The organism is Streptomyces sp. Y1 (assembly GCF_041053115.1).
Classification (GTDB): Bacteria; Actinomycetota; Actinomycetes; order Streptomycetales; family Streptomycetaceae; genus Kitasatospora; species Kitasatospora rubellomurina.
Map to the genome: position 1 here is coordinate 670,947 of NZ_CP163445.1, position 23,401 is coordinate 694,347.

Sequence of the window (23,401 nt, forward strand, 5' to 3'; positions counted from 1 at the left end):
CCGGTAGCCGGCCGCCCGGGCGGTGCCGTGGACGTGGTGCAGCAGCCGGCGGCCGAGGCCGCGGCCGCGCAACTCCTCGGCCACCACGACGTCGTGGACGTGCAGGTTGCTCGGGTGCGGCGCGCCGCGCTCGACGGCGGCGAGGTCCGGGCAGCGGTCCGGCGGGTACGGCAGGGCGAGCAGGTAGCCGCCGAGGCGGCCGGCGTGCTCCAGCGCGAAGCAGGTGTCGGGCGAGGCACGGTGGCGGGACCGCAGCGCCTCGCGGCCCTCGGAGAGACCGCGGGCGGCGTAGGCGCGCTCCTCCAGGGCGACCAGGGCGTCCCAGTCGCCGTCGCGCAGCGGGCGGATGCGGACGTCGCTCATGCGGGGCCGCCTCCCGCCGCTCCGGCCGCAGCGCCCGCAGCGCCCGCTCCGCCCACGCAGAGGTACGGCAGCGGTTCGAAGCCGTTGAACCCCCGGGTGGTGTAGGCGGTGGCGTACGCGCCGCAGGAGTGGATCCACACCGGGTCGCCGGAGGCGAGCGCGCGCGGGACCCGCACCAGGCCGTCCTGGGCGTACGCGTCGTCGCTGTCGCAGGTCGGGCCGGCCACCACGGCGTTCACGAACTGGCCGCCGGGGTGGGTGGGGAACTCCAGCCGGTACTGCAACTGGTCCATCTCGTACAGGCCGTTGAACTTTCCGCAGCTCAGGTAGAGCCAGTCGGCGTCGGTGCCGTCGAGCTGGCGCCGGGAGGAGAGCCGGGCGACGTGGGCGCGGATGGCGCCGTGGTCGGCGACCAGGTGGCGGCCGGGTTCGACCAGGAACTCCAGCGGCACCTCGCTCGCCGCGCTCAGCCGGGCCATGCCCTCGCGGATCACCGCGAACATCTTGTCCAGCGGCGGCTCCAGCGGGTGGCCGTGCCGGTCGAGCACCCCGAGCGCGGGCAGGCCGCCGCCGAGGTTGATCCGGTCGATCCGGATGCCGCGCCAGGTGAGGGCCTCCAGCACCTCCTCCAGGGAGTCGACGGCGGCGGACCAGGCCTCGGCGGTGAGCTGCTGGGAGCCGACGTGCACGCTCAGGCCGGAGGGCACCAGGCCGGCGGCGCGGGCGGCCTCCAGGACGCGCAGCGCGTCCTCCGGCGAGCAGCCGAACTTGCGGCTCAGGCCCCACAGGGCGCCGTCGCCGGTGGTGGCGATGCGGCAGAACACCCGGGCGCCGGGCGCGTGTTCGGCGATCGCGGCGACGTCCTCCAGGCAGTCGGTGGCGAAGTCGCGCACGCCCAGCCGGTGCGCCTCGGCGATGTTGCGGTCCGACTTGACGGTGTTGCCGTAGTGGATCAGCTCGGGCGGCACGCCGGTGCGCAGCGCCTGGGCGATCTCCTGCGGGCTGGCGGCGTCGAAGCCGGAGCCGAGGGCGGCGAGGTGGGCGAGCACCTCGTCGAGCGGGCAGGCCTTCATGGCGAACCGGACGGCGACGCCGGGCAGTTCGGTGCGCAGGGCGGCGTACTGGCGGCCGATGCCGTCGAGGTCGTAGACGAGCCGGTCGTCGGTGGCGGCGGCGAGGGCGGCGCGCAGGGCCGTCCGGTCGTGCTGGTCGGGGCGCGGTGCGGCGGCGGTGTGCACGGCGGTGTGGGTGGTCGGGGCGCGGTGGGGGGTCATGGCCTGGCGTGTCATGCCGCTCCTCTCGCCGGTCCCGAGCCCGGCCCGGACAGCCCGGACAGCCCCTTCGGCCCGGACAGCCCGGATGGCCGGGACGGCCCGCACGCCCCGCTCGTCCAACCCGTTTCGGCTGCCCGACCCGCGCCGCTCGTCCAACTCGCGCCGCCGGCCCGGCTCGCCCGCACCAGCGGGCCCCAGGCGTCGACCAGCAGCGCGAAGTCCTCGATGTCCGCCTGCGCCTCGTCGAGCAGGCGTGCCCGCAGGGGTGCCAGGTGGTCGGCGAACTCGGCGTACTTGCCGCCGAGTTGACGGTAGCAGCGGTCGAGTTCGGCGAGCCGCCGGTGGTTCTCCGCGCGGTCCGTCGCGGCGCTGCGGCGGGCGGAGTCGGCGACGGCCTCGGGGCGGAGGCGGTGGTGCTCGTCGAGCAGCGCGCCGCCGGCCGCCTCCAGGTCGGTGTAGACCGGGTACAGGTAGAGCATGGAGAGCAGGAACTTGGTCCAGCGCAGCTGGTAGGCGGTGAAGCCGGGGCCGGTGCGGCGTTCGGGCGTGTAGAAGTTGACGATGTGCCGGTTGTGGGTGACGCCGGGCAGGGTGGCGTCGCGGACGAGGTGGTGCAGGAAGTAGTCGCTGCCGATGGTGTCGGTGGCCGGGGGCAGCGGGACGCGTTCGTAGACCTGGTGGTCGAGGGCGATGTTGCACATGTCGATCCGCCAGATGTCCGGCAGGTCGAGCACGGCGCGGTCGACGGTGAAGGGCTCGGTGCCGCCGCCGGTGAAGGAGTCGGCGACGAGGGCGCGCCGGTCCGGCTCGCTCGCCCCGGTGGGTGCCCAGAGGCCGACCACCCGCTGGTGGAGGGCCGGGTCGAGCTCGCGGATCTCCCCGATGTCGACGGAGAGTTCACCGATGAAGGAGGCGCCGACCAGGGAGACCGGCTTGTCGGCGTGCGCCGGGTCGAGGGTGTGCTCGGTGACGGCGGCGGCCGCGTCGGCGGCCTTGCGGCCGATCGTGGCGAGCTCGTGGTCGATCGGGAACACCGGTGCGCCGTCGAGCAGTTGGTAGCGGCTGTCGGAGTCGCGGCGGTGCACCGAGGTGCAGCCGAGCGCGGCGGCGAGCAGGAACGCCCGGTTGGTGCAGGCGCCGTAGGAGACGGCGTCGGGCAGCATGAGGTCGAGCAGCCGGTCCGCCCCCGGGAGCCCGGACCGGCCGATCACCTTGCGCAGGAAGGCGCGTTGGGCGTCCTCGTCGAGGTGGTGGACGGTCACGCCGCCGGCGGGCGGCAGCGCGGCCAGGGCCTCGGCGTGCCGGGCCCGGGCGGCCGGGTCGGCGGAGTCCAGCACCAGCAGGTGCACCCGGACGCCGAACCGCCGGGCGGCGTGGGCGGCTTCGGCCCCGATGGCGGTGACAGCGGCGGCGCACTCGCGGTTGGTGGGCAGGGTCAGGCAGACGGCGCGCATACCCGTTCCTCCCTCTCGACGCCCTCGAAGGAACGGCCGCTCCAGGAGCGCAGGCCGAGCAGCCGCTCGCCCAACTCGGTGAGCTCGGCCGGCCCGTAGCGCAGCGCCTCCGGCCGTTCGGCGTCGCCGAGCAGGGTGCGGTTCCAGTCCGGGGTGGCCAGGGTGCGCCAGGACTCCACCCGGGAGCGGCGCAGCGCCTCGGCCTCCTCCAGCGCGGGCATCATGGACAGGTACTGCACCGCCCGCACGCCGCGCTCGGAGGTGTTGGGGGCGACGCCGTGGGCCAGCAGGCCGTTCCAGATGAGCAGGTCGCCGGCCTTCAACTCGGGCCGGACGACCGGGTATTCGGTGCGGTCGACGGCGGGGCGGATCGGGTCGCGGTCGGCCGGCTGGGCGGCCTGCCACTGGTTGAAGCGACGGAACAGCTCCGGGTCGCACTGGAAGCCGCCGTGGTCGGGGGCGGTGTCGTCGAGCGCGATGATGCCCTGGACGCGCTGCGGGAGCATGCCCCGGACGGTGTCGACGTCCCAGTGGAGTTCGATGTCGAAGCCCTCGTCGGTGGGCTCGATCAGCGCGCGGTCGCGGTTGCGGACGTTCGGCGGGTTGAGGTTGAGCCGGTCGAGGGTGACCCACAGCTCCTCGCAGTCCCAGACGTCCACGAAGGCGTCGTAGACCCGCCGGTTCTGCCGGCTGTCCCAGATCAGCTGGTGGTGGTAGGCCTCGACGAAGCCGTAGATGTGCAGCTGCCGGTCGAGGTCGTCGCGGTACGGGCGTTCGCGGTACCAGTCCTCGGGGCGGTCGGGCGACAGGCCCTGGAACTCCCAGGCGAAGTCCAGCAGGCGGCGGGCGTGTTCGGCCGGGACGGCCTGTTCCACGACGACGTAGCCGTAGGTCTGCCAGAACGCGAAGTCCTCCTCGGAGAGCACCCGTAGCGGGTGCTTCTTGCGGAGCTCGCGCAGCGCCGTCCCGGCGAGGTAGCTCTCGGTGTCCGCGCTGAAGTAGGGGCGCTCGGAGGCGGCCCGGTAGAGGTATCCGTCCGGGTGTTCCGCAGGGCTCGACATGAGCGGGTCCCTCCATGGTTCGTGGTCGGCGCGGCGTTTTTCCTCGGGGGCGCAGTCCGCGAACCGGTCCGCACACACTCCTTCTCGCCGCGGGCCCCGACCGTCGAGTGCCGACGCGTCGGATGGCCAACTCGCGCTCCCTGTACGGCCTCTCACCTCGGATCAGCCTCGACCGGAGCACGCCCTCCATACGTTGGACTAGACCAACTAATGGTGTCAACCCTTTCCGGCCGGTAGCCGATCGGGAAATCCGCGCAGTTCACGACGACTCCCGCCGGCCGTTTATGTTTCGGCGCCGGACATAAACCCGAATATGTTTCGGGAATCCACATAACCGCAGGAGAACTGAACGGTAGGCGTCCCGGAGCCCGTTGCCCGCGCCCGCGCCCGTTTCCCCGAAGGCCGCCGCCCGCCGTCCGCCGTAGCTTGGGACTGTGGCACGCCACCGAGGAACCGCCCGGCTCGCCCCGCCCGCCCGGCTCGCCCCGCCCGCCTGGCTGACCGAGAGCCTGCGGCCCCGCGCCGCGCCGGTCCCCTGGGCCGCGGTCGCCCGCGCCTCGGTGTCACTCGCCGCCCCGCTCGCCGTGGGCACCGCCACCGGCCGGCCCGGCTACGGCGCGCTGGTGTCGATGGGCGCGCTGTCCGGCGTCATCGGGGACACCGCCGACGCCTACCGGATGCGGGTGTTCAACATCGCCGTGCCCCAACTGTTCGGCGCCCTCGGACTGCTGCTCGGCGCCCGGGTGCACGGCGCCGGCTGGACGGCCGTCGCCGCGCTCACCGCGATCGCCCTGGTCTCCGGCATGATCTCCTCGATCGGCGCGGTCGCCTCCGTCTCCGGCCTGCTCCTGCTGCTCAACGCGGTGGTCGGCGCCGGCCTGCCGCTGCCCTCCCCCTGGTGGCTGCCGCCCGCGCTGCTGCTGCTCGGCGGCGGCGTGGTGCTCGCCCTCACCCTGCTCGCCTGGCCGCTGCGCGGCGGCGTCCCCGAGCGGGCGGTGGTGGCCGGCAGCTACCGCGCCGTCGCCGACCTGCTGGAGGCCGCCGGCACCCCCGGGTACGAGGCCACCCGCCGGGCGCTCACCCAGTCGCTCGACCAGTCCTACGACCTGCTGCTCGCCCGCCGGGCCCGCCGGCACGGCCGCTCCCCCACCCTGGTGCGACTGCTGGCCCAGCTCAACGCGCTGATCCCGGTGGTCGAGGGGGCGGCCGCCGCGCACGTGCGCCCGCCCGGCCTCGGCCCGCTGCCGCCCGCCTACCCGGCCGCCGTCCGCGCCCTGGCCGACGCCGTCGAGAACGGGCACCCCGGGCACCCGCCGCCCGAGCTGCCCACGCCCGCCGGCCCGTCCACCCGGGCCCTGGAGGAGGCGATCGGCCACGCCGCCGCCGTCGTGCGCGAACCCGAGCCCGACCCGTACGCCCACGACGACCGGCTCGGCCGCCCCGCCGGCCTCGGCCCGCGGGCCCGGCGGGCCGTCCGGGCACTGCTGCTGTCCGGCGCGTCCTGGCGGTACGGGCTGCGCCTGGCGCTGTGCATCGGCCTCGCCCAGGTGCTGGTGTCGGTGATCGCGGTGCCCCGCTCCTACTGGGTCTCGCTGACCGTCACCTTCGTGCTCAAGCCGGACTTCGGCTCGGTCTTCTCGCGGGCGGTGCTGCGCGCCCTCGGCACGGCGGCCGGGCTGCTGCTCGCCGTCCCCGTGCTGGCCGAGGTGCCGCACGGCTGGTGGGACGTGCCGGTGATGGCCGCGCTGGCCACGCTGATCCCGGCCCTGTCGGCGAAGGGCTACGCCTTCCAGACCGCGGCCATCACCCCGGTGATCCTGCTGCTCTCCGACCTGCTCAACCACCAGGGCTTCCACCTGGTGCTGCCCCGCCTGTACGACTCGCTGATCGGCTGCGGCATCGCCCTGCTGGCCGGTTACCTGCTGTGGCCCGAGTCCTGGCACACCCGGATCGGCGACCGGCTGGCCGACGCCGTCCAGGACACCGCCTCGTACGTCTCGCTGGCCTTCACCACCGCCCCCGGCCGCGACGAGCCGGCCCGCGCCCGCTACCGGCGGCGGCTCTACCGGGACCTCTCGGCGGTGCGCGGCGAGTTCCAGCGGGCGCTCACCGAGCCGCCGCCGGTCGGCGCCCGGGCGCAGGCCTGGTGGCCGCTGGTGATCGCGGTCGAGCGGATCGTGGACACCACCACCGCCACCCGGGTCCGGGTCGAGCACGGCGCGCCGGCGCCGACCACCGCCGAGGTCGCCGCCGTCACCCGCGAACTGGCGTACCTCGCCGAAGCCCTGCGCACCGGCGAGGCCCCCGAGCCCGCCCCGGACGTCCTCGGCCCGCACTGCGCCCTCGCCCGTCTCCACCACGAGGTCCACGCGGCCCGCTCGGTCGCCTTCGGCTGACCGGGCGGCCCGGTTGACGGCACCGGCGTACGGCTCAGTCCTCGATGCGCCGCCAGGGGCGGTCCGCCTCCAGGGCGAAGCCCAGCTCCAGCAGCACCCGCTCCTGCCCGTGCGCCGCCGACAGGTGCACTCCGACCGGCAGTCCGCCCGGCTCCGCGCCGGCCGGCAGGGCGAGGCCGGGGCCGCCGGTCACGTTGTTGACCGGGGTGAAGGCGACGTAGCGCAGCAGCCGCTCGATCAGTTCCTCGAAGGCCACGTTGGGGCTCAGGTGGCCGATCGGCGGGACGGTGTGGGCGAGCACCGGGGAGAGGATCACGTCGTGGTCGCGGAAGATGCCCGCGTACACCTCCTCGGCGCGGCGCAGCCGTCGCAGCACGCCCGGGGTGCGGCGGAACTCGGTCCGGAAGCGCCGGCGCAGGCCGGTGGTCAGGCCGTCCAGCCGCCCGGTGCGGAAGCTCGGGTCGAGCAGCACCGGGCCGGTGAGCGCGATCACCCAGGCGATGTAGCCCCAGTAGGAGAGGAAGTCGCGGGAGAACTCCTCGCCGAAGGGCAGGGTGGCGGGTTCGACCCGGTGGCCCATGGCCTCCAGCCGGGCGGCGGTCTCCTCGACGACGCGGCGGGTCGGCTCGTCGGTCTTGGCGATCGGCGAGTCCACCACCAGGCCGATCCGCAGGGGCCGCGCGGGCGGCCCCTCGACCAGGCCGAGCGGCGGCAGCTTCGGGTTGCGGTGGTGGAGTTCGGCGGCGGCGAAGAACGCGGCGGTGTCCCGGACGGTGCGGGTGAGCACACCGTCGGTGACCAGGTCGATCGGCAGTTTGCCGCCCTGGGCGTTGCCGACCAGCCGCCCCCGGGTGGGCTTGAGGCCGACCAGCCCGCAGCAGGCGGCCGGGATGCGGATGGACCCGCCGCCGTCGTTGGCGTGCGCGATCGGCACCACGCCGGCGGCGACCAGGGCGGCCGCGCCGCCGGAGGAGGCGCCGGCCGAGTGGGAGGGCCGCCAGGGGTTGCGCACGGGCGGGGCGGCGGCGAACTCGGTGGAGGCGTTCAGGCCGAACTCGGGCAGCCGGGTCTTGCCGAGCACGGCGAGGCCGGAGGCGAGGAGTTGGTCGGCGAAGGGGGCGTTGCGCCGGACCGGCCGGGCGCGGAAGGCCTCGCTGCCCATGGCGGTGGGCAGGCCGCGCAGGTCGACGTTGTCCTTGAGGTAGGTCGGCACGCCCCAGAGCGGGCCGCCGACGCCCGCGCGGCTGATCCGCGGCCGGTCGTACGAGGCGTACGCGACGGGCGCGAGCGCGCCGTCGATCCGGGCGGCACGGGCGGCGGCGGCCGCGACCAGCTCCCGGGGGTTGACCTCTCCGTCGCGCACCAGGGCGGCCAGCGCCACCGCGTCGTGGGTGCCGAGCGCGTCGTCCGTGAAGGCGTGGACCCGCTCGCCCGCCTGCCCAGCAGACCCCTCGCCGATCCGCTCGTCGGTCATCCGAACTCCCCTTCCCTGCCAGTTACTGACGGGTAGTCTCACGAGTTCCGCAGTCTACGGGCTCCGCCCGCGCCACGAAGGGCGCACGGGCGTTCGTCGTGCGCCCCCGCGTTCACTCCTCCCGCCGGTCGGCCACCGTTTCGGGACCGGTCGGCGGGAAATGCCCCGGAACAGGATCACGAACGATCCCGATCCTCCCACCCATCCCGAGGTGCCGCCCGTGACCGCCCCGTACACCCCGACCGCCCCGCGCTACACCGCCGTCACCGCGCCCGGCGCGCTCCCGCTCCTCGGCCACGCCCCCGCCTTCGTCCGCAGCCCGCTCACCTTCACGGCCGGCCTCGCCGCGCACGGCGACCTGGTCCGGCTGCGGCTCGGCCCGCTCGACGCGTACGTCGTCTGCCACCCCGAGCTGGTGCGCAAACTGCTCACCGAGGACCGCACCTTCGACAAGGGCGGGATCATCCTGGACAAGGCCCGCGAGGCCTTCGGCGACGGCCTGGCCACCTGCCCCGCCTCCGCCCACCGCCGCCAGCGCCGCCTGCTCCAGCCCGCCTTCCACCGCGACCGGCTGCCCGGCTACGCCGCCATGATGGCCGAGGAGATCGCCGGCACCACCGCCCCCTGGAGCGACGGCGACGTCATCGACGTGCCCGCCGCGATGTACCGGCTCACCACCGCCGTCACCGCCCGCTGCCTGTTCGCCGCGCACGAGCGGGCCGGCTCGCTGCCCGTGCACGCCTGCATGGACGAGGTCACCCGCGGCGTCGCCCGCCGGATCATGCTTCCGCTGCCCGGCGTCGACCGGCTCCCCACCCCCGGCAACCGCCGCTTCCGGCGCGCCCGGCAGGACCTGCTGGAGATCACCCGCCGGCTGATCGCCGAGTACCGCGCCGCCGGCACCGACCGCAACGACCTGCTCTCCACGCTGCTCGGCGCCCTCGACGAGGACGGGCGGGGCCTGTCCGACGCCGAGATCCACGACCAGGTGGTCACCTTCCTGCTCGCCGGGATGGAGACCACCGCCGCCACGCTCTCCTGGGCCTGGACGCTGCTCGCCGCCAACCCGTCCGTCCGCGACCGGCTGCACGGCGAGCTCGACACCGTCCTGGACGGCCGCCCGGCCCGGCACGACGACCTGCCCAAGCTGCCGCTGACCGCCCGGATCGTCCAGGAGACGCTGCGGCTCTACCCGGTCGCCTGGCTGCTCAGCCGCACCGTCACCACCGCCACCGAACTCGCCGGCCGCTCCCTGCCGGCCGGCGCCACCGTCCTGTTCAGCCCGTACCTGCTGCACCGCCGGGCCGACCTCTACCCCTGCCCGGACCGCTTCGACCCGGACCGCTGGCTCACCACCACCCGGCCCGCCCCCGGCACCTACATCCCGTTCGGTCTCGGCGCCCGCCGCTGCATCGGCGACGCCTTCGGCACCGCCGAGGCCTGCCTGGCCCTCGCCACCATCGCCTCCCGCTGGACGGTCACCCCCACCCCCGGCCGGCGGATCCGCCCGGCCCGCAGCTCCGCGCTCACGCCCCGCCCGTTCACCGCCACCCTCGCCCACCGGGTCCGCTGACCGCTGACCGCTCCGCCACATCAACGGCGCACCGGGCCGCGGGACGATCCCCACCCGGTAGCGTGCCAGGCATGAACCCACCCGCCCCAGCACGCCCCCGGCACGGGGTGCTGCGCACCCTCCGGGCGTACCCGCGCCGTTCGCCGCTGACCCTCGCGTACGTGGGGCTGCTCCTGCTCGGGCACGTCTGGGTCGAGGACTGGCTCCCGGCCGACCGGGCCGACGCCCTCCGGCAGTACATCAGCACCAACCTGGACAACCTCGACGACCACCCGCTCACCGCCCTGTTCGGCAGCGCCCTGCTCTACGACGGCACCCTGACCGACGTGCTGTCCACCGCCTTCGGCGGCACCCTGATCACCTTCGGCCTCGGCATCTGCGTCAGCCTGGCCTGGGCCGAGCGCCGCTTCGGGACGCGCCGCGCCGCCCTGCTGCTGCTCGTCGGTCACGTCGGCGCGACGCTCGTCACGGCGCTGGTCATCCTGTTCGCCCTGCGGCAGGGCTGGTACCCGGAGAGCGTCCGGCACGCGTCCGACTACGGCATCAGCTACGGCGCCCAGACCGCCCTCGGGTTCGCCGTCCTGGCGCTGCCGCGTTGGGCCCGACTCCCGTGGGCGGTCTTCGTGTTCGGCTGGCCGCTCAGCGGCGACGCCGAATGGCCGGGCCCGCTGCCGGACTTCACCACCATCGGTCACCTGGTCGCGGCCGCGCTCGGCGTCGGCCTGGCCGCCGCCCCGGCCCTCACCGCCCGCCGCGACGCCATGGCCCGTACAGTGAACGGCAGTTGACGTACCGTCAGTGCGGCGGGCGCCGGTCGGCGACGACCTGGGCGAGCAGCCGCTCGATCGACTCCAGCCGCTGCCGCAGCTCCTCGACGTCGGCCCGGGTGGCGCCCTGCTCGCCCGCCTTCAGGGTGACCAGCAGCTGCCCGTCCGGCTCCAGCCGGGCCCGCGCCACGTCGCTCACGTTGTCGCCGTTCTGCATCCGGATCGCGTGCTCCAGCTCGGACGGGCGCAGCGCCAGCTCCCGCAGCGCGCCGGGCACCAGCTTGCCGTCCCGCACCACGGTGGTCGCCGTGCCCTCCAGGATCCGGGCGGCCCGCGGATCACGGGCCAGCCAGCGGGTGACGGCGGAGTTCACCGCGATCAGCGTGACCGCCCCGATCGCGCCGCCGAACAGGCTGTTGTCGTTCCCGATGATCGCGTTCTGCACCACGTTGGAGAGCAGGAACACGACCACCATGTCGAAGGTGTTCAGCCCGGCCAGCCCGCGTTTCCCGGCCAGCCGGAACAGGATCACGATCAGCGCGTAGACCGCGATCGTGCGGACGATCTTCTCCACGATCGGAATCTGGACGATCACCAGGTCGTGCCACATGGCCCCGCTCCTCCCGAAGGTCGGCAGAGTGGTCAGAACGGGGCACGAGGCTACGCTACGGGCGGCGCTTGGGCTTGCCGCGACGGGCGGCGGCGCCGGCGCCCCGGGCCTTCGGGGCGCCGCCCTTCGCCGATCCGCCCTTCTGCGACTGGGACTTCCTCGGCTGCCCGGGCTTCTGCTGCGGCGACTTCTGCTGCTGGGGCCTGCGCTGCGGCTCGGCCTTCTTCGCCGGGGCCGCCGGGGCCTGGGCGCCGCGCCCGCGGGAGCTGTTGACCGTGCGGCCGCGGACGATCCCGATGAACTCCTCCACCAGGTCGGTGGTCTGCTCCTGCGGCCAGGACAGCGCCACCTGCGACTGCGGCGCCTCGACGACCGGCCGGAAGGTGAGGTCCCGGCGGTGGTGCAGCCGGGCCAGCGACTGCGGCACCAGCAGCACGCCGACGTTGGCCGCCACCAGTTCGATCGCGTCCTCGGTGGTCGCCGGGCGCTCGATCGCCGGGCGCCCGGGCAGGGTCTCTGCGGTGAACCCGAGGGTGTCGTCCAGCGGGTGGAAGACCACGTCGTCGGCGAGGTCGCCGAGCGCGACCTCCTCGGCGGCGGCCAGCCAGTGGTCCTTGGGGAACACCACGACGGTGGTCTCGGTGTACAGCGGGATCGCGCTGAGCACGTCCTTGTCGACCGGCAGCCGGACCAGCCCGGCGTCCGCGCCGCCCTCGCGCACCGTCCGCTCGCCCTCCGGCGACGGGACGGCGATCAGCTCCAGCGGCACGTCCGGGAGGCGTTCGCCCCAGACCCGGGCCCATTTGCCGGGCGTCACGCCCGGGACGTACGCGAGCCGGAACGACGGGTTCACCTGCATGTCTGTCACAGGGCAAGGCTACCGACCGTGACCGTGGGCGCCCGTCCGCTCCCTTACCCTTGTCGGTATGACATCGCTCAAGCAGAAGACCAGCCAGACCATGAAGCCGGCCACGGCGGCCAAGAAGCTGGGGATCTACCTCGCCGCGGCGCCGACCGACTTCCAGGAGGGCGTGGTCTCCCGCGAGGAGCTGAACGCGCTGCAGGCCGAGCCGCCGCAGTGGCTCCAGGAGCTGCGCCAGAACGGTCCGCACCCGCGCCCGGTGGTCGCCGCCAAGCTCGGCATCTCCATCTCCGGCCTCGCCCGTGGCGGCGTGACCGAGGCGCTCACCACCGAGCAGATCGAGGCGATCAAGGCCGAGAACCCGCTCTGGCTCCAGCACGAGCGCGCCAACCAGGTCGACGTCCGCAAGGAGGCCGTCCGGATCAAGGCCAAGCACGAGAAGGAGGCCGCCGAGAAGGCCGCCAAGGAGGCGAAGGCCGCGCACTGACGCCGCCGGGGGCCCGCTGATCCGTTGCTCCACTGAGCGGGCCCCACTGTCAGACCCTTGTGTTTCGCTGGTGCCGACGTCCGTTCCACGGGCGTCGGCACCGTCGTACCCCGACATCGAGGATCAGGGAGGCAGCGGTGGCAGGGGCAGTGGCAGTGGCAGGGGCACCGGGCGATGCGGTGAACGGCGCGCCGGCCGCCGGGTCGAGCTCCTCCCGGGATACTCCCGCTGACTGCGCCTACGCCTCCAGACGAGGGTCGTCGATGTCGACGGCACCGATCCCGGGCGGGTACAGCTCCGGACTGGCCGTGAGGATCAGGTGCTGCTGCGGGCGCACCGGGGTGGGCAGGCTCGCGGCGATGGCGTGGGCCAGGCCCTGGCCTCCGTACCCGTCGCGGACCATGGTCGCCACCACCACGGCCGTACTCGCGTCCAAGGGCTCGAACTCGAGCGACGGCAACGCCAGGACCGCATGCGCGGCACCCTCGTCCTTGACCTCGGCCTCGACCAGGCACAGCACCGGCACCAGAAGATGCTGGAACGGGCTGTGCAGAGCGGAGTCCACGATCCGGTGCAGGCGCGGGTGACCGGCGGCCAGCGCGGACAGGGCGCTGGAATCCAGAATGATCACGCGCTGCGCCGTGGGGCGACCTTGGCGCGCGCGTCCGCCGCAGCAATGTCGTAGACCCGCTGCAGCAGGTCCGGGCCGTCGTCCAGCTCCGTGTCGGTGAGGGTCATCCCGAAGTGTTCCCGCAGCAGCCGGCGGCCCTCGGCAACGCGCTCAGCGATCTGTTCCGCGGTGGGCTGCTGCTCGACCAGCAGGGCCACCTGGGCGCCGATCGTGGTACCGCGGGCCGCCGCGAGGGCGGCCAGCCGGTCACGCGTATCAGGGGAAACCTTGATCGTCGCATCAGCCATACCGCGATCGTACGCCGCTGGTACACCGATGGTGTACCGGTTGGGCCCGAGGGGCTCGGGCCATCCGCACAGGGCCGGGCCGCCCGCGTTCACGGCTGTCCGGTCGGCGGCTCCGCGGCAACGCTCGGAGTGGACCCGGCGCCGTACTGCCGAGCCCGTACGGTCGCCGAGCCCGCACCGCCGCCGAACGGACGGGCAGACGGTCCGACACGCCGGTGCCGCGCCCCTCGGGCGGGTGTGGCACCGGTCACGGCGCCGGCACGGGGGCCCGCGGGCGGGAACGGGGGTTCGTGCCGAAACGATTCCGCGCGCCGGTCGGGCCCTTCCCGCGCCGGACGCGGCGTCACTCCTTCGGCCCTGTCGGCACGGTAGTGTCCGCTGGCGCGGCCACCGACAAATCCACCAGGCGGCCGCCCGTCCCACCGCAACGACCTGGAGGAACTCCCGTGCAGGCTCCCGCCCGAGGTGCCCTGGCCATGGCCGCGGCCGTGCTGCTCGCCGCCGCCGCAGGCTGCTCGTCCGGCGGAGGCCACACCGCCAAGCCGGCCGACGGCAAGGAGAGCAACCACAGCGCGGCGGCCGCGCCCGCCGGGGACGCCGCCGCCCCGGCGAACATCGCGACCGGTCCCGGCCCGAAGAGCTCGTACGACGCCCAGCCGCAGCCCGCGGCCGGCAGCTGCCACTACCGCTACACGGCCGACAAGCAGCCGCTGCCCGACCCGAAGTGCACCCCGGGCGCGATCAGCCCGGCCGTCACCCAGGCCAACCTCAAGGACACCATCTGCAAGCAGGGCGGCTACACCTCGACCGTCCGGCCGCCGGCGAACATCACCGGCAAGGAGAAGGCAGAGAACGCCAAGTCGTACGGCTACAGCGGGCCGATGGGCGACTCCGAGTACGACCACCTGATCAGCCTGCAGCTCGGCGGTGACCCGAACGACCCGCGCAACCTGTGGGTCCAGCCGCCGTCCCCCGACCACGTGCCGGGCAAGGGGCCCAACAACCCCAAGGACTCGGTGGAGACCCACCTGCACACCGCGCTCTGCAAGGGGCAGGTGACCCTGGCCCAGGTCCAGAGCGCGATCGCCACGGACTGGACCACGGCCGAGGCCAAGCTCAACATCAAGGGCGGCGGCGCGCCGAGCGCGGCCCCGGACGCGGACGGCGACGGGGAGTGACGAATCGTTCCCGCTGGGCCGGGTGACGGGCCGCCGGGCGGCTGAGCCGCGCACGGGCCGCGCACGGGCCGCGCACGGGCCGCCGCCCGGCTCAGCCGTCCGACTCGCGCTCGTAGTACGCGCGCATCAGCTCGACCGACCACTCCGGCTGGCGCACCTCGCCGCGCGGGCCGAACTCGGCCAGGTAGGGCTTGAGGTCCAGCACCGGCGTGCCGTCCACCGCGTCCAGGCCGGTGACGTGCACGTCCAGCCCGTCCACCCGGACCAGCGCGCAGCGGGAGACGCCGAGCCGGTTCGGGCGGTTCTTGCCGCGCTGGGCGAAGATGCCGACCAGCGGCCAGTCGGCGTTCCCGCGCGGGTGCCGGGCGCCGGTCTCGATCTTCTCCTCCGGGACGCGGTCGAAGTGGTAGACCACCTCCAGGTGCGAGAAGTCCGCCAGGCCGTACAGCGCCTCCTCGGTGAACCGCTCGCCGTCCAGCCGGATCACCGCCTCGACACCGCCCCAGTCGTCGTCCCGCACCTCCGTGCGCCCGCCGACCACCCGCGCCACCGGACGCGTCGTCACCTCGTCCACGCCTGCTCCCCCTTCGGAGTCGATACCGATCACGGGTACCGTAGCGAGCGGCAGGAAAGGTCGGACGGCGGGGGGCTACGCGATGCCGGGTGCCTTCTTCGCCACCGTGGTGCTGCCCGCCGGGGTGTTCATCCTGGCGATCATGACTCTCTGATCCCGGCCGCCAACTCCTCGGCCATCGCCAGCAGTTCGGCCACCCGCAGGACCCGACCGCCGAAGCCCGGCAGCGGTACGTGCAGCGGCTCCAGCCAGCTCTCCGGGATCGCCGCCAGGCCGTACCGGGCACCGGCCAGGCCTCCGGTGACGGCGGCCACCGTGTCGGTGTCGCCGCCGAGGTCGATCGCGGCGTGGACGGCCGAGCGGTAGTCGCCGGTGGTGCGCAGCGCCCAGACGGCGGAGCCGAGGCACGGCCAGACGGCCCCGTTGGCCTCGGTGGCCCGGTCGGGGTGCCAGTCGGGGGCGAGGACGGTCGCGTAGCGCTCGCGGTGGTCGGGGTGGACCTCGGCGAGGGTGGCGGGGATCGCGGCGAGCGGGTCGGCGCCGTCGAGGGCGAGGCGGACCAGCTCGTGGAAGATCGCCGTGCCCTCCCAGGCGGCCCGGTCGCCGTGGGTGAGGGCGGCGATCCGGCGGGCGGCGTCCATGGTGGCCCGCGGTCCGGCCCCGGCGAAGGCGACGGCGGAGGTGGCGGCGCGCATCAGGGCGCCGTTGCCGGCGGCGCGCAGCGTGGTGTTGAAGTGGACAGCGGCCGCGAGGTCCCAGGGCATGCCGTTGGTGAGGACGTCCTCGGTCTGGATGCCGATGTCCTTGGGGTCGGCGGCGGCCCACCGGCGGAACCGGTCGAAGATGTCGGGAAGGTCCAACTCCCCTCGCTCCAGCAGCGATTCGGCGACCAGCACGGCCATCTGGGTGTCGTCGGTGGCCTCGCCGCGCTCCCAGCCGCCGCCCGCGACCGGCTCGCCGGGCCCGGCCGTGAAGGCGCCGGCCGGGCCGAACTCGTAGGGCGCGCCGAGGGCGTCGCCCACCGCCGCGCCGAGGACGGCGCCGGCGGCGCGGCCCGCTCGGGCGTCCGGGTCGGTCACGCGAGGCCCGGGGTGACCGGCAGGGCCCGCTTGTGCTCGGTGCGGCGGTAGTGGCCGAGGACGGTCTCGAAGACCTGCTCGCTGACCGGGCGGCCCTCCAGGAAGTCGTCCAGGTCGTTGTACTCGACGCCGAGGGCGTCCTCGTCGGGCTTCCCGGGGGCGAGGTTCTCCAGGTCCGCGGTGGGGACCTTGCCGACCAGCTCCTCGGGCGCCCCCAAGTAAGCGGCCACCGCGCGGACCTGACGCTTCGTCAGACCGGAGAGCGGCATCACGTCGGCCGCGCCGTCGCCGAACTTGGTGAAGAAGCCGACGGCCGCCTCGGCCGCGTGGTCGGTGCCGACGACCAGGCCGCCGGCGGCGCCGGCGGCCGCGTACTGGACCACCATCCGCTGGCGGGCCTTGACGTTGCCGCGCACGAAGTCCTCGTGGGCGTGGTCGCGGAAGGTGAGCCCGGCGGCCAGCAGGGCGTCGAAGGCCGCGTCGGTCGCCGGCTTGACGTCGACGGTCAGCAGTTCGTCGGCCCGGATGAACTCGAGGGCGCGCTGGGCGTCCGCCTCGTCCGCCTGGACGCCGTAGGGCAGCCGCATCGCGGTGAAGGACGCCTGGTACCCCTCGGCGCGCAGCCGCTCGACGGCGAGCTGGCACAGCCGCCCGGTGGTGGTGGAGTCCACCCCGCCGCTGATGCCCAGCACCAGGGTGCGCGAGCCCGAGGCCCGCAGCTGGTCGGCGAGGAAGGCGACCCGGCGTTCGGCCTCCTTCGCGGGGTCGGCGACGGGCGCCACCCCGAGGACCAGGGCGATCTCGCGCTGGACGTCCGCGGGCAGGGTTTCGGTCATGGTCGGCTCCTTCGGGTCGGGACCGTGCCATCATCCACCCGGGCCCCGGCCGGGCCTGCGGCGGCCCCGCCCCGGTAGCTCCGGCAGCTCCGGCAGTTCCCGGCAGCTCCGCAGCCCCGGCGTCAGGACCCCGGCCCCGGAGCCGCCTGGTCCGCGGCCGGGTGCCGCAGGATCTCCAGCACCACGGCGCCGTCCACGGTCTCCCGGGCGACCAGCAGGGCCGCCAACTCGTCCAGGTGGTGGCGGTGTTCGCGCAGCAGCTCGACGGCCCGCCGCTCGGCGCGGCGCAGCAGCCGGGCGACGGCCTCGTCCACGGTGCGCTGGGTCTGCTCGGAGTAGGGGCGGCGCAGCAGGTCCTCCAGGCCCTCGCCGAGGTGCTGCGGGGAGCCGCTGGAGTAGCCGACCGGTCCGAGCTCGGGGGAGAGGCCGAACTCCCGGACCATCCGGGTGGCGACCGAGGTGGCGTTGGCGAGGTCGTTGGCGGCGCCGGTCGAGCCTTCCCCGAAGACCACCAGCTCGGCCGCCCGCCCGCCGAGTTGGACGGTGAGCAGGTCGTTGAGGTAGCTCTCGCCGTACAGGTGCCGTTCGGCCTCGGGCAGTTGCTCGGTGGCGCCGAGGGCGACGCCGGCGGGCAGGATGGTGACCTTGGCGACCGGGTCGGCGTGCTCGCACAGCGCGGCCGTCAGGGCGTGCCCGGACTCGTGCACGGCGACGGCGTGCCGCTCCTCGGGCAGCAGCGCGTTGGAGGACTCGCGGCGGCCGAGCAGCACGCGGTCGCGGGCGGCGTCGAGGTCGTCGGCGGTGAGGGTGGCGCGCTCGGCGCGGACGGCGTTGATGGCGGCCTCGTTGACCAGGTTGGCGAGGTCGGCGCCGGAGAAGCCGGGGGTGCCGCGGGCGATCCGGTCGAGGTCGGCGTCGGGGGCGAGGGTCTTGCCGCGGGTGTGCACGGCGAGGATGGCGGCGCGTTCGGCCTGGTTGGGCAGCGGTACGGTGACCTGCCGGTCGAAGCGGCCGGGGCGCAGCAGGGCCGGGTCGAGGGCGTCGGGCCGGTTGGTGGCGGCGATGACGACGATGCCGGTGCCCTGGTCGAAGCCGTCCATCTCGGCGAGCAGCTGGTTCAGGGTCTGCTCGCGTTCGTCGTTGCCGCCGATCCGGGTGCCGCCCGCCCGGCGGCCGCCCACGGCGTCGATCTCGTCGATGAAGATGATCGACGGCGCGCGCTTGCGGGCGTCGTCGAAGAGGTCGCGGACCCGGGAGGCGCCGACGCCGACGAACATCTCGACGAAGCCGGAGCCGGTGACGGACAGGAACGGCACCTCGGCCTCGCCGGCGACCGCCCGGGCGAGCAGGGTCTTGCCGGTGCCGGGCGGGCCGACCATGATCACCCCGCGCGGCCCCTTGGCTCCGGCGGCGGCGTAGCGGTCGGGGCTGCGCAGGAAGTCGACCACCTCGCTGACCTCCTGCTTCACGCCGTCGTACCCGGCGACGTCGGCGAAGCGGGTGGCGGGCCGCTCGGCCTCGATGATCTTGGCGCGGGAGCGGCCGATGGCGCTCAGCCCGCCGCTGAGCGAGCGCGCGGCCATCCGGCCGGACCACAGGAACAGCCCGCCGAAGATCAGCAGCGGCAGGAACAGCAGCAGGGTGGACCAGAGCGAGCTGCCGCCGCTGCTGCGGCTGGCGGTGATGCCGACGTGCTGGTCGGCGAGGTCGCGGCTGAGCGGGGAGTTGTCCAGGGCGGTGGGGATCTGACTGGTGAAGCGGGTGCCGTCCTTGAGCGTGCCGGAGACGCCGCCGGTGTCGGTGATGTTCACCGTCCGCACCTGCCCGGCGCCGACCCGGTTCAGGAAGTCGGTGTAGCCGTAGCTGGTGCCGCCGCTGCGGCCGGGGTGGGAGAACAGCACCAGCAGGAGCAGGGCGACCAGCACGGCGACGGGCAGCAGCCACCGGCGCCACCCGGGCACGGGCACTTGCGGCGGCTTCGCCCCGCCGGGCTTCCCGGGGCCCTGCCCCCAGCCCGGCCCGCTCCCCGGCCGCCCCGCCCCCGGCGGGCTCGCGGAGTGCCGGGCGGCCACCCGCAGCCGACCTCGTACGATCATCCGCACTCACCGCCTCTCGCCCACCACCGGGCCTTCCCCTCCATGGTCGGACGGCCGGGCCCCGGACGGGAGTCCTCGCAGGTACCGGCCGAACGCCACCTGCCCGTCCGGCACGAACGGCCACCGCCGCACGGCCCGCGCCAGCTCGGACAGGCCCAGCCAGCCGTACCAGGCGATCGCCTCCGGATCGACCGCGAGGCGGCCCGCAGGCAGCACCGCCTCATGGACGGCCAGCCAGTACGGGGCGATCGCGCCGCGGCACTGGAAGGTGAAGCGGTGCCGCACGGCCACGGCCACGCCCAGTTCCTCGCCCACCTCCCGCTCCGCCGCCGCGGCGTACGACTCCCCCACCCGTACGGCGCCGCCGACCATCAGGTCGTACTGCCCTGCGAAGCGGCTCGCGCCGTCCGGGCGGCGGTGGACCAGCACCCGACCGGTCGCGTCCCGGCAGACGGTGGTGGCGACCCGGTGCAGCCAGCCGCGGCGGATCGCCTCGGCGCGCTCGACCACGCCGAGCACGCGGTCCTGCCCGTCCACCCGTTCCACCGGTTCCACCGGTTCGGTCACGGCAGGTGCCGGGCGCGGGCGGCGGTCAGGGTGGCGGTGGCGGCGAGGAGGGCGCAGCCGGCCATCAGGGCGAGCAGGCGGCCCGGTGAGTCGGCCGTGCCCGGGAGGCCGGCCAGGTGCCAGAGGGCGGAGCGCAGGCTGCCGCTGACCGGGACGGCCAGGGCGGCGGCGAAGGCGGCGGCGCGGGCGGGGCTCCACGGCGAACCGGTGGCGGCGATCCGCAGCACCGCGTCGCCGAGCAGGCAGAACGCGAAGAACCCGCAGGTGAACACGGAGAGTTCGACCAGCGCGACGAGCGGCCCGGGCCGGCCCTCGCCGATCGCCTGCCCGGCGACCAGGCCGGCCGCGGCGAGCAGGCTGAGCCCGGCCGCGGCCGCGACGAGGTGGCGGCGCAACAAGGCGGCGGCGGTCGTGAGGTCGGCGATCGGGGCGGCGAGCAGCACCAGGTCGTCCAGCCAGTCGCCGCCGGGCCGGCGCCGTTCTTCCGGCGGCGGGGCCGGGGCCGGTTCGCGGGTGGCGCGCCGGAGCAGCCGCAGGCACCGGGCCGCGCCGGCGGTCAGCGGCACCAGGGCGGCGATCAGCCACACCGTGGGCGCGCCCCAGCGCTCCCGTTCCGCCCGCAGCGCGACCGCCGCCCAGTCGGTGGCGGCGGTGGCCGCGACCAGCAGCACGCCCAGCCGGGCGGCGCGCAGGAGTTGGTCCACCCGGTGGCCGGGCTGCGGGGCCGCGCCCCGGCAGAGCCAGGAGCGGGCCGTCGCCGCCGCGGCCAGCGCGGGGACGAGGAACAGGGTGAACGAGACGACCGCGTCGTACGGGTCCGCCTGCCAGGGGCTGGCGGCGCGGAGCCCCTTGGCCTGGGTGGTGACGTACGCGAAGACGGTGAAGGCGACGGCGAGCAGGAGCGACGCCGTGAGCGCCCGCCGCTGTGCGCGGCTCACCGCCGGGCTCCGGCGGGCCCGCCCGTACGGTCCGCCGCCGCGGGGCCGGCGGGGCGGTCGCCGTGCAGCAGCACGTCGGGCAGCCAGGGCACGCCGGGGGCGACGTGGTCCGCCAGCGGCCGTTCGGCCTGGACGGCGTCGGCCAGGGCGTGCGCCAGGCCGGGTGGCGCCTGGGCGGCCAGCAGGGCGGCTCCGAGCAGGGCGGCGGCGGCCTTCGGCCAGTCCGCACGCACCGTCAAGTGGCGTTCCCGGGGCGGTGCTTCGGTGGTGCTCGACGTGTGCTCGACCATGGCGGCATGCTACACGGCGCGTAGTACTTGCCGCGTAGTAATCAACGCACTGGCCCGGAAAACGCGGACGGGCGGCCCGGCGCTGCTCACCGGGCCGCCCGTAGGTGCCGCCAACCGCCTTCCGTCGAGGGCGGGTTGACGCCCCGCAGGGCGTCAGTCGTGGTTCAGGAGAAGTCCAGCGAGCCCGTCCTGGTCCGCTTCAGCTCGAAGAACTTCGGGTACCCGGCGAGCAGTCGCACGCCCTCGAAGACGTTGAGGGCGTCCTCGCCGCGCGGGATCGCGCTCAGCACCGGGCCGAAGAAGGCGACGCCGTCGATGTGGATGGTCGGCGTGCCGACCTCCTCGCCGACCGGGTCCATGCCCTCGTGGTGGCTCTTGCGCAGCGCGGTGTCGTACGCGGTGCTGTGGGCCGCCTCGGCGAGCTCCTCCGGCAGGCCGGCGGCGACCAGGGCCTCGCGGATGACGTCCTCGTCCGCCGGGCGGTCCTGGTCGTGGAACCGGGTGCCGAGCTCGGTGTACAGGTCGCGCAGCACGTGCTGGCCGTGCTGCTCGGCGGCGGCGATGCAGACCCGGACGGGGCCCCAGCCGGTGGTCATCAGGCGCTGGTAGCGCTCGGGCAGGTCGGTGCGGCCCTCGTTGAGGACGGACAGGCTCATCACCCGGAAGGTGAGGTCGAGTTCGCGCTGGCGCGCGACCTCCAGGATCCAGCGGGAGGTGATCCAGGCGAAGGGGCAGACGGGGTCGAAGTAGAAGTCGACCTTGGGGATCTCGTTGTTCACGTCGGTGAGCCTAGTGGGACGAGTGGCCCGCTTTCCAGAGCCAATTCGTACGTCCTGGTTTGGGCCACTTCAGCTGCAGACCGTCCCGTCCGCCGGTGCCCGGCCGTCCAGGAGGTAGCCGTCGACGGTCTGCTTCAGGCACGGGTTGCCGGTGTTGTAGCCGCCGTGGCCCTCGCCCTGGAGGGTGACGGTGACACCGACGCCCGCGCCGAGCTGCTGCGCCATCGCCCGGGCGCCCTCCACCGGGGTGGCCGGGTCGCCGGTGGTGCCGACCACCAGGATCGGGGCGGCCCCCGGGGCGGCGACCTCCGGGTGGTCGGTCTTGCCCGCGACCGGCCAGCCGGTGCAGCCGGTCAGGCCCCAGGCGGTGAACTCGCCGAAGACCGGGGACGCGGCGCGGAAGTTCGGCAGCTGCTGCTGGACGTCCTGGTCGGAGTAGCGCTGCCGGGCGTCCGCGCAGCCGATCGCCCGGTTCGCGGCGCCGAGGTTGCTGTAGTGCCCCTGCGCGTCGCGCCCGCGCAGCGAGTCGGCGAGCTTGAGCAGGGTGTCGCCGCTGCCCTGCTCCATCGCCTCGGTGAGGCCGGTGGCCAGCGCGGGCCAGGTCTCCTGGCTGTACAGGGCGCCGGCGATGCCGGTGACGGCGAGGCTCCCGGTGAGCTTGCGGCCGTCGGCGGTGGGCAGTGGGGACTGCTCGGCCTTCCGCAGCAGCTCGGAGACCTTCGCGGTGCCGTCGGCGCCGCCGGTGCCGGTCGGGCAGGCGGCCGCGGCCTGGGCGGCGCAGGCCTTCATGAAGTCCTCCAGGGCGAGTTGGAAGCCCTGGGCCTGGCCGAGCGCGGACTGCTGCGGGTCCTTGGTCGGGTCGACCACCGAGTCCAGCACCATCCGGCCCACCTGCTCCGGGAACAGGTGGGCGTAGACGCCGCCGAGCTGGGTGCCGTAGCTGATGCCGAAGTAGGAGAGTTTCTGGTCGCCGAGTGCCTGGCGCAGCAGGTCGATGTCGCGGGCGGCGCTCTCGGTGTCCACGTACGGCAGCACCCGGCCGGAGTTGCGCTCGCAGGCGGCGGTGAACCGGGCGTTGCTCTCGTCCAGCGCCTTGACCGCGGCCGGGTCGCCCGGGGTGTCGTCGACGGCCGCGTCGGCGTCCGTCGCCGCGTCGTCCAGGCACCTCACCCCGGCGCTGTCGCCGACCCCGCGCGGGTCGAAACTCACCAGGTCGTAGCGGGAGTTGAGGGAGGCGTAGCTGCCGGCCAGGGCGGGCAGGGTGGCGACGCCGGAGGCGCCGGGGCCGCCGAAGTTGAACAGCAGCGAGCCGATCCGGTGCGGCTCGTCCTTGGCCGGGCTGCGGATGAGCGCGAGGTCGATGGTGCCGGCGTCCGGCTTGGCGTGGTCCAGCGGCACCTTGAGGGTGGCGCACTGCCAGTCCCCGGCGGGCGCGGTGCCGCTGCCGCCCTGCGCGGCGCTGGGCGGCGGGCAGCCGTGCCAGTCCACCGGCTGCTGCCCGGCGAGGGTGCCGCCGCCGGACGGGCCGGTGGCCGGGGAGCTCGGCGCGGGCTCGGCGGCGGACGGGTGGTCGCCCTGGCAGCCGGTGGCGGTGGCGAGCAGCAGCACGGCCAGGCCGAGCGCGCCGGCTCCACGGACGACGGTGTGCATGGGGCGGGTCCACCTCTCGGGCTGCGGCGCGGGATCGCCGGGGCTGGGGGGGCTCGGGTTGAGGGCTCGGCCGGCGCACGAACGACCCTAGGGGCGGAGGCCCGGCCGCGCCCGCCGGTGGCGCCCGACCGGGGGCGTGCGGCGCGTGCCGTACCACCGGCCGAGCGGGTGAGGG

At 74.9% G+C, this 23,401-nt stretch carries 22 protein-coding genes and 1 pseudogene; 5 read left to right on the plus strand and 18 right to left on the minus strand.

Annotated elements, in window-relative coordinates; all coding sequences use genetic code 11:
• The 4 genes and pseudogenes from AB2U05_RS02675 to AB2U05_RS02690 form a co-directional block, all read right to left on the minus strand.
• Positions 1-363: pseudogene (locus AB2U05_RS02675) on the minus strand (GNAT family N-acetyltransferase); the annotation flags it as partial.
• Positions 360-1,652, minus strand: coding sequence for a type III PLP-dependent enzyme (locus AB2U05_RS02680; RefSeq protein WP_369182296.1), 1,293 nt, complete (start codon positions 1,650-1,652; stop codon positions 360-362). The pseudogene AB2U05_RS02675 and the gene AB2U05_RS02680, both read right to left, overlap by 4 nt.
• Complete coding sequence (locus AB2U05_RS02685; RefSeq protein WP_369182297.1) at positions 1,649-3,091, minus strand: DUF6271 family protein; 1,443 nt, start codon at positions 3,089-3,091, stop codon at positions 1,649-1,651. The genes AB2U05_RS02680 and AB2U05_RS02685 overlap by 4 nt, the downstream gene beginning before the upstream one ends.
• Positions 3,073-4,152 (minus strand): YbiU family protein, encoded by a 1,080-nt coding sequence (locus AB2U05_RS02690; protein WP_045700409.1) that lies wholly within the window; start codon positions 4,150-4,152, stop codon positions 3,073-3,075. The genes AB2U05_RS02685 and AB2U05_RS02690 overlap by 19 nt, the downstream gene beginning before the upstream one ends.
• A 434-nt stretch (positions 4,153-4,586) precedes the next feature.
• Here AB2U05_RS02690 and AB2U05_RS02695 point away from each other — a divergent pair, with 434 nt between their 5' ends.
• Positions 4,587-6,548, plus strand: a complete 1,962-nt coding sequence (locus tag AB2U05_RS02695) for an FUSC family protein (RefSeq protein WP_369182298.1) — start codon at positions 4,587-4,589, stop codon at positions 6,546-6,548.
• A gap of 34 nt (positions 6,549-6,582) precedes the next feature.
• Here the strand turns inward: AB2U05_RS02695 and AB2U05_RS02700 are convergent, their stop codons facing one another.
• On the minus strand, positions 6,583-8,022 hold the full coding sequence (locus AB2U05_RS02700; RefSeq protein ID WP_369182299.1) for an amidase: 1,440 nt from the start codon (positions 8,020-8,022) through the stop codon (positions 6,583-6,585).
• 220 nt (positions 8,023-8,242) lie between these two features.
• Between AB2U05_RS02700 and AB2U05_RS02705 the strand changes: the two genes are divergently transcribed.
• Both AB2U05_RS02705 and AB2U05_RS02710 read left to right on the plus strand, forming a co-directional pair.
• A complete protein-coding gene (locus AB2U05_RS02705; RefSeq protein ID WP_045711944.1) occupies positions 8,243-9,595 on the plus strand; it encodes a cytochrome P450 in 1,353 nt (450 codons plus the stop codon).
• 71 nt (positions 9,596-9,666) lie between these two features.
• Positions 9,667-10,383 (plus strand): rhomboid-like protein, encoded by a 717-nt coding sequence (locus AB2U05_RS02710; protein ID WP_369182300.1) that lies wholly within the window; start codon positions 9,667-9,669, stop codon positions 10,381-10,383.
• A gap of 7 nt (positions 10,384-10,390) precedes the next feature.
• Here the strand turns inward: AB2U05_RS02710 and AB2U05_RS02715 are convergent, their stop codons facing one another.
• Together AB2U05_RS02715 and AB2U05_RS02720 are read right to left on the minus strand one after the other, a co-directional pair.
• Positions 10,391-10,972, minus strand: a complete 582-nt coding sequence (locus AB2U05_RS02715) for a DUF421 domain-containing protein (protein WP_045700399.1) — start codon at positions 10,970-10,972, stop codon at positions 10,391-10,393.
• A 55-nt stretch (positions 10,973-11,027) separates the two neighbouring features.
• Positions 11,028-11,831 carry a LysR family substrate-binding domain-containing protein gene (locus AB2U05_RS02720; protein ID WP_369185881.1) on the minus strand — a complete coding sequence of 268 codons (804 nt, stop codon included), beginning with the start codon at positions 11,829-11,831 and terminating at the stop codon, positions 11,028-11,030.
• Positions 11,832-11,898: 67 nt separating this feature from the next.
• Here AB2U05_RS02720 and AB2U05_RS02725 point away from each other — a divergent pair, with 67 nt between their 5' ends.
• Complete coding sequence (locus AB2U05_RS02725) at positions 11,899-12,321, plus strand: DUF5997 family protein (protein ID WP_045700397.1); 423 nt, start codon at positions 11,899-11,901, stop codon at positions 12,319-12,321.
• A 238-nt stretch (positions 12,322-12,559) separates the two neighbouring features.
• Here AB2U05_RS02725 and AB2U05_RS02730 read toward each other — a convergent pair whose 3' ends face one another.
• Both AB2U05_RS02730 and AB2U05_RS02735 read right to left on the minus strand, forming a co-directional pair.
• Positions 12,560-12,952 (minus strand): hypothetical protein, encoded by a 393-nt coding sequence (locus AB2U05_RS02730; protein ID WP_369182301.1) that lies wholly within the window; start codon positions 12,950-12,952, stop codon positions 12,560-12,562.
• Entirely contained in the window at positions 12,949-13,239 is a 291-nt protein-coding gene (locus AB2U05_RS02735; protein WP_045711782.1) for a hypothetical protein, read from the minus strand. The genes AB2U05_RS02730 and AB2U05_RS02735 overlap by 4 nt, the downstream gene beginning before the upstream one ends.
• 446 nt (positions 13,240-13,685) lie before the next feature.
• Between AB2U05_RS02735 and AB2U05_RS02740 the strand changes: the two genes are divergently transcribed.
• Positions 13,686-14,417: a hypothetical protein gene (locus AB2U05_RS02740; RefSeq protein WP_244178934.1), complete on the plus strand. Its 732-nt coding sequence runs from the start codon at positions 13,686-13,688 to the stop codon at positions 14,415-14,417.
• A gap of 91 nt (positions 14,418-14,508) precedes the next feature.
• On the opposite strand, the gene AB2U05_RS02745 is transcribed toward AB2U05_RS02740, so the two are convergent.
• From AB2U05_RS02745 to AB2U05_RS02785, 9 genes are all read right to left on the minus strand, one after another.
• Positions 14,509-14,982, minus strand: a complete 474-nt coding sequence (locus AB2U05_RS02745) for an SAM-dependent methyltransferase (protein ID WP_045700453.1) — start codon at positions 14,980-14,982, stop codon at positions 14,509-14,511.
• A 149-nt stretch (positions 14,983-15,131) separates the two neighbouring features.
• A complete protein-coding gene (locus tag AB2U05_RS02750; RefSeq protein ID WP_369182302.1) occupies positions 15,132-16,070 on the minus strand; it encodes an ADP-ribosylglycohydrolase family protein in 939 nt (312 codons plus the stop codon).
• The gene (nadE, locus tag AB2U05_RS02755; protein ID WP_369182303.1) at positions 16,067-16,906 is read right to left on the minus strand and encodes an ammonia-dependent NAD(+) synthetase; all 840 of its coding nucleotides are present in this window, start codon (positions 16,904-16,906) and stop codon (positions 16,067-16,069) included. Before nadE ends, AB2U05_RS02750 begins: the two co-directional genes overlap by 4 nt.
• Before the next feature lie 122 nt (positions 16,907-17,028).
• Positions 17,029-18,873: an ATP-dependent zinc metalloprotease FtsH gene (gene ftsH / locus AB2U05_RS02760; protein ID WP_369182304.1), complete on the minus strand. Its 1,845-nt coding sequence runs from the start codon at positions 18,871-18,873 to the stop codon at positions 17,029-17,031.
• Positions 18,874-19,008: 135 nt separating this feature from the next.
• Positions 19,009-19,569 carry an NUDIX hydrolase gene (locus AB2U05_RS02765; protein ID WP_045700386.1) on the minus strand — a complete coding sequence of 187 codons (561 nt, stop codon included), beginning with the start codon at positions 19,567-19,569 and terminating at the stop codon, positions 19,009-19,011.
• Positions 19,566-20,507: a hypothetical protein gene (locus AB2U05_RS02770; protein ID WP_045700384.1), complete on the minus strand. Its 942-nt coding sequence runs from the start codon at positions 20,505-20,507 to the stop codon at positions 19,566-19,568. The genes AB2U05_RS02765 and AB2U05_RS02770 overlap by 4 nt, the downstream gene beginning before the upstream one ends.
• Complete coding sequence (locus AB2U05_RS02775) at positions 20,504-20,797, minus strand: hypothetical protein (protein WP_157882192.1); 294 nt, start codon at positions 20,795-20,797, stop codon at positions 20,504-20,506. The genes AB2U05_RS02770 and AB2U05_RS02775 overlap by 4 nt, the downstream gene beginning before the upstream one ends.
• Before the next feature lie 164 nt (positions 20,798-20,961).
• Positions 20,962-21,576 (minus strand): DsbA family protein, encoded by a 615-nt coding sequence (locus tag AB2U05_RS02780; RefSeq protein WP_045700380.1) that lies wholly within the window; start codon positions 21,574-21,576, stop codon positions 20,962-20,964.
• Positions 21,577-21,645: 69 nt separating this feature from the next.
• Positions 21,646-23,226, minus strand: coding sequence for an alpha/beta hydrolase (locus AB2U05_RS02785; protein WP_369182305.1), 1,581 nt, complete (start codon positions 23,224-23,226; stop codon positions 21,646-21,648).
• Positions 23,227-23,401 lie beyond the last annotated feature (175 nt).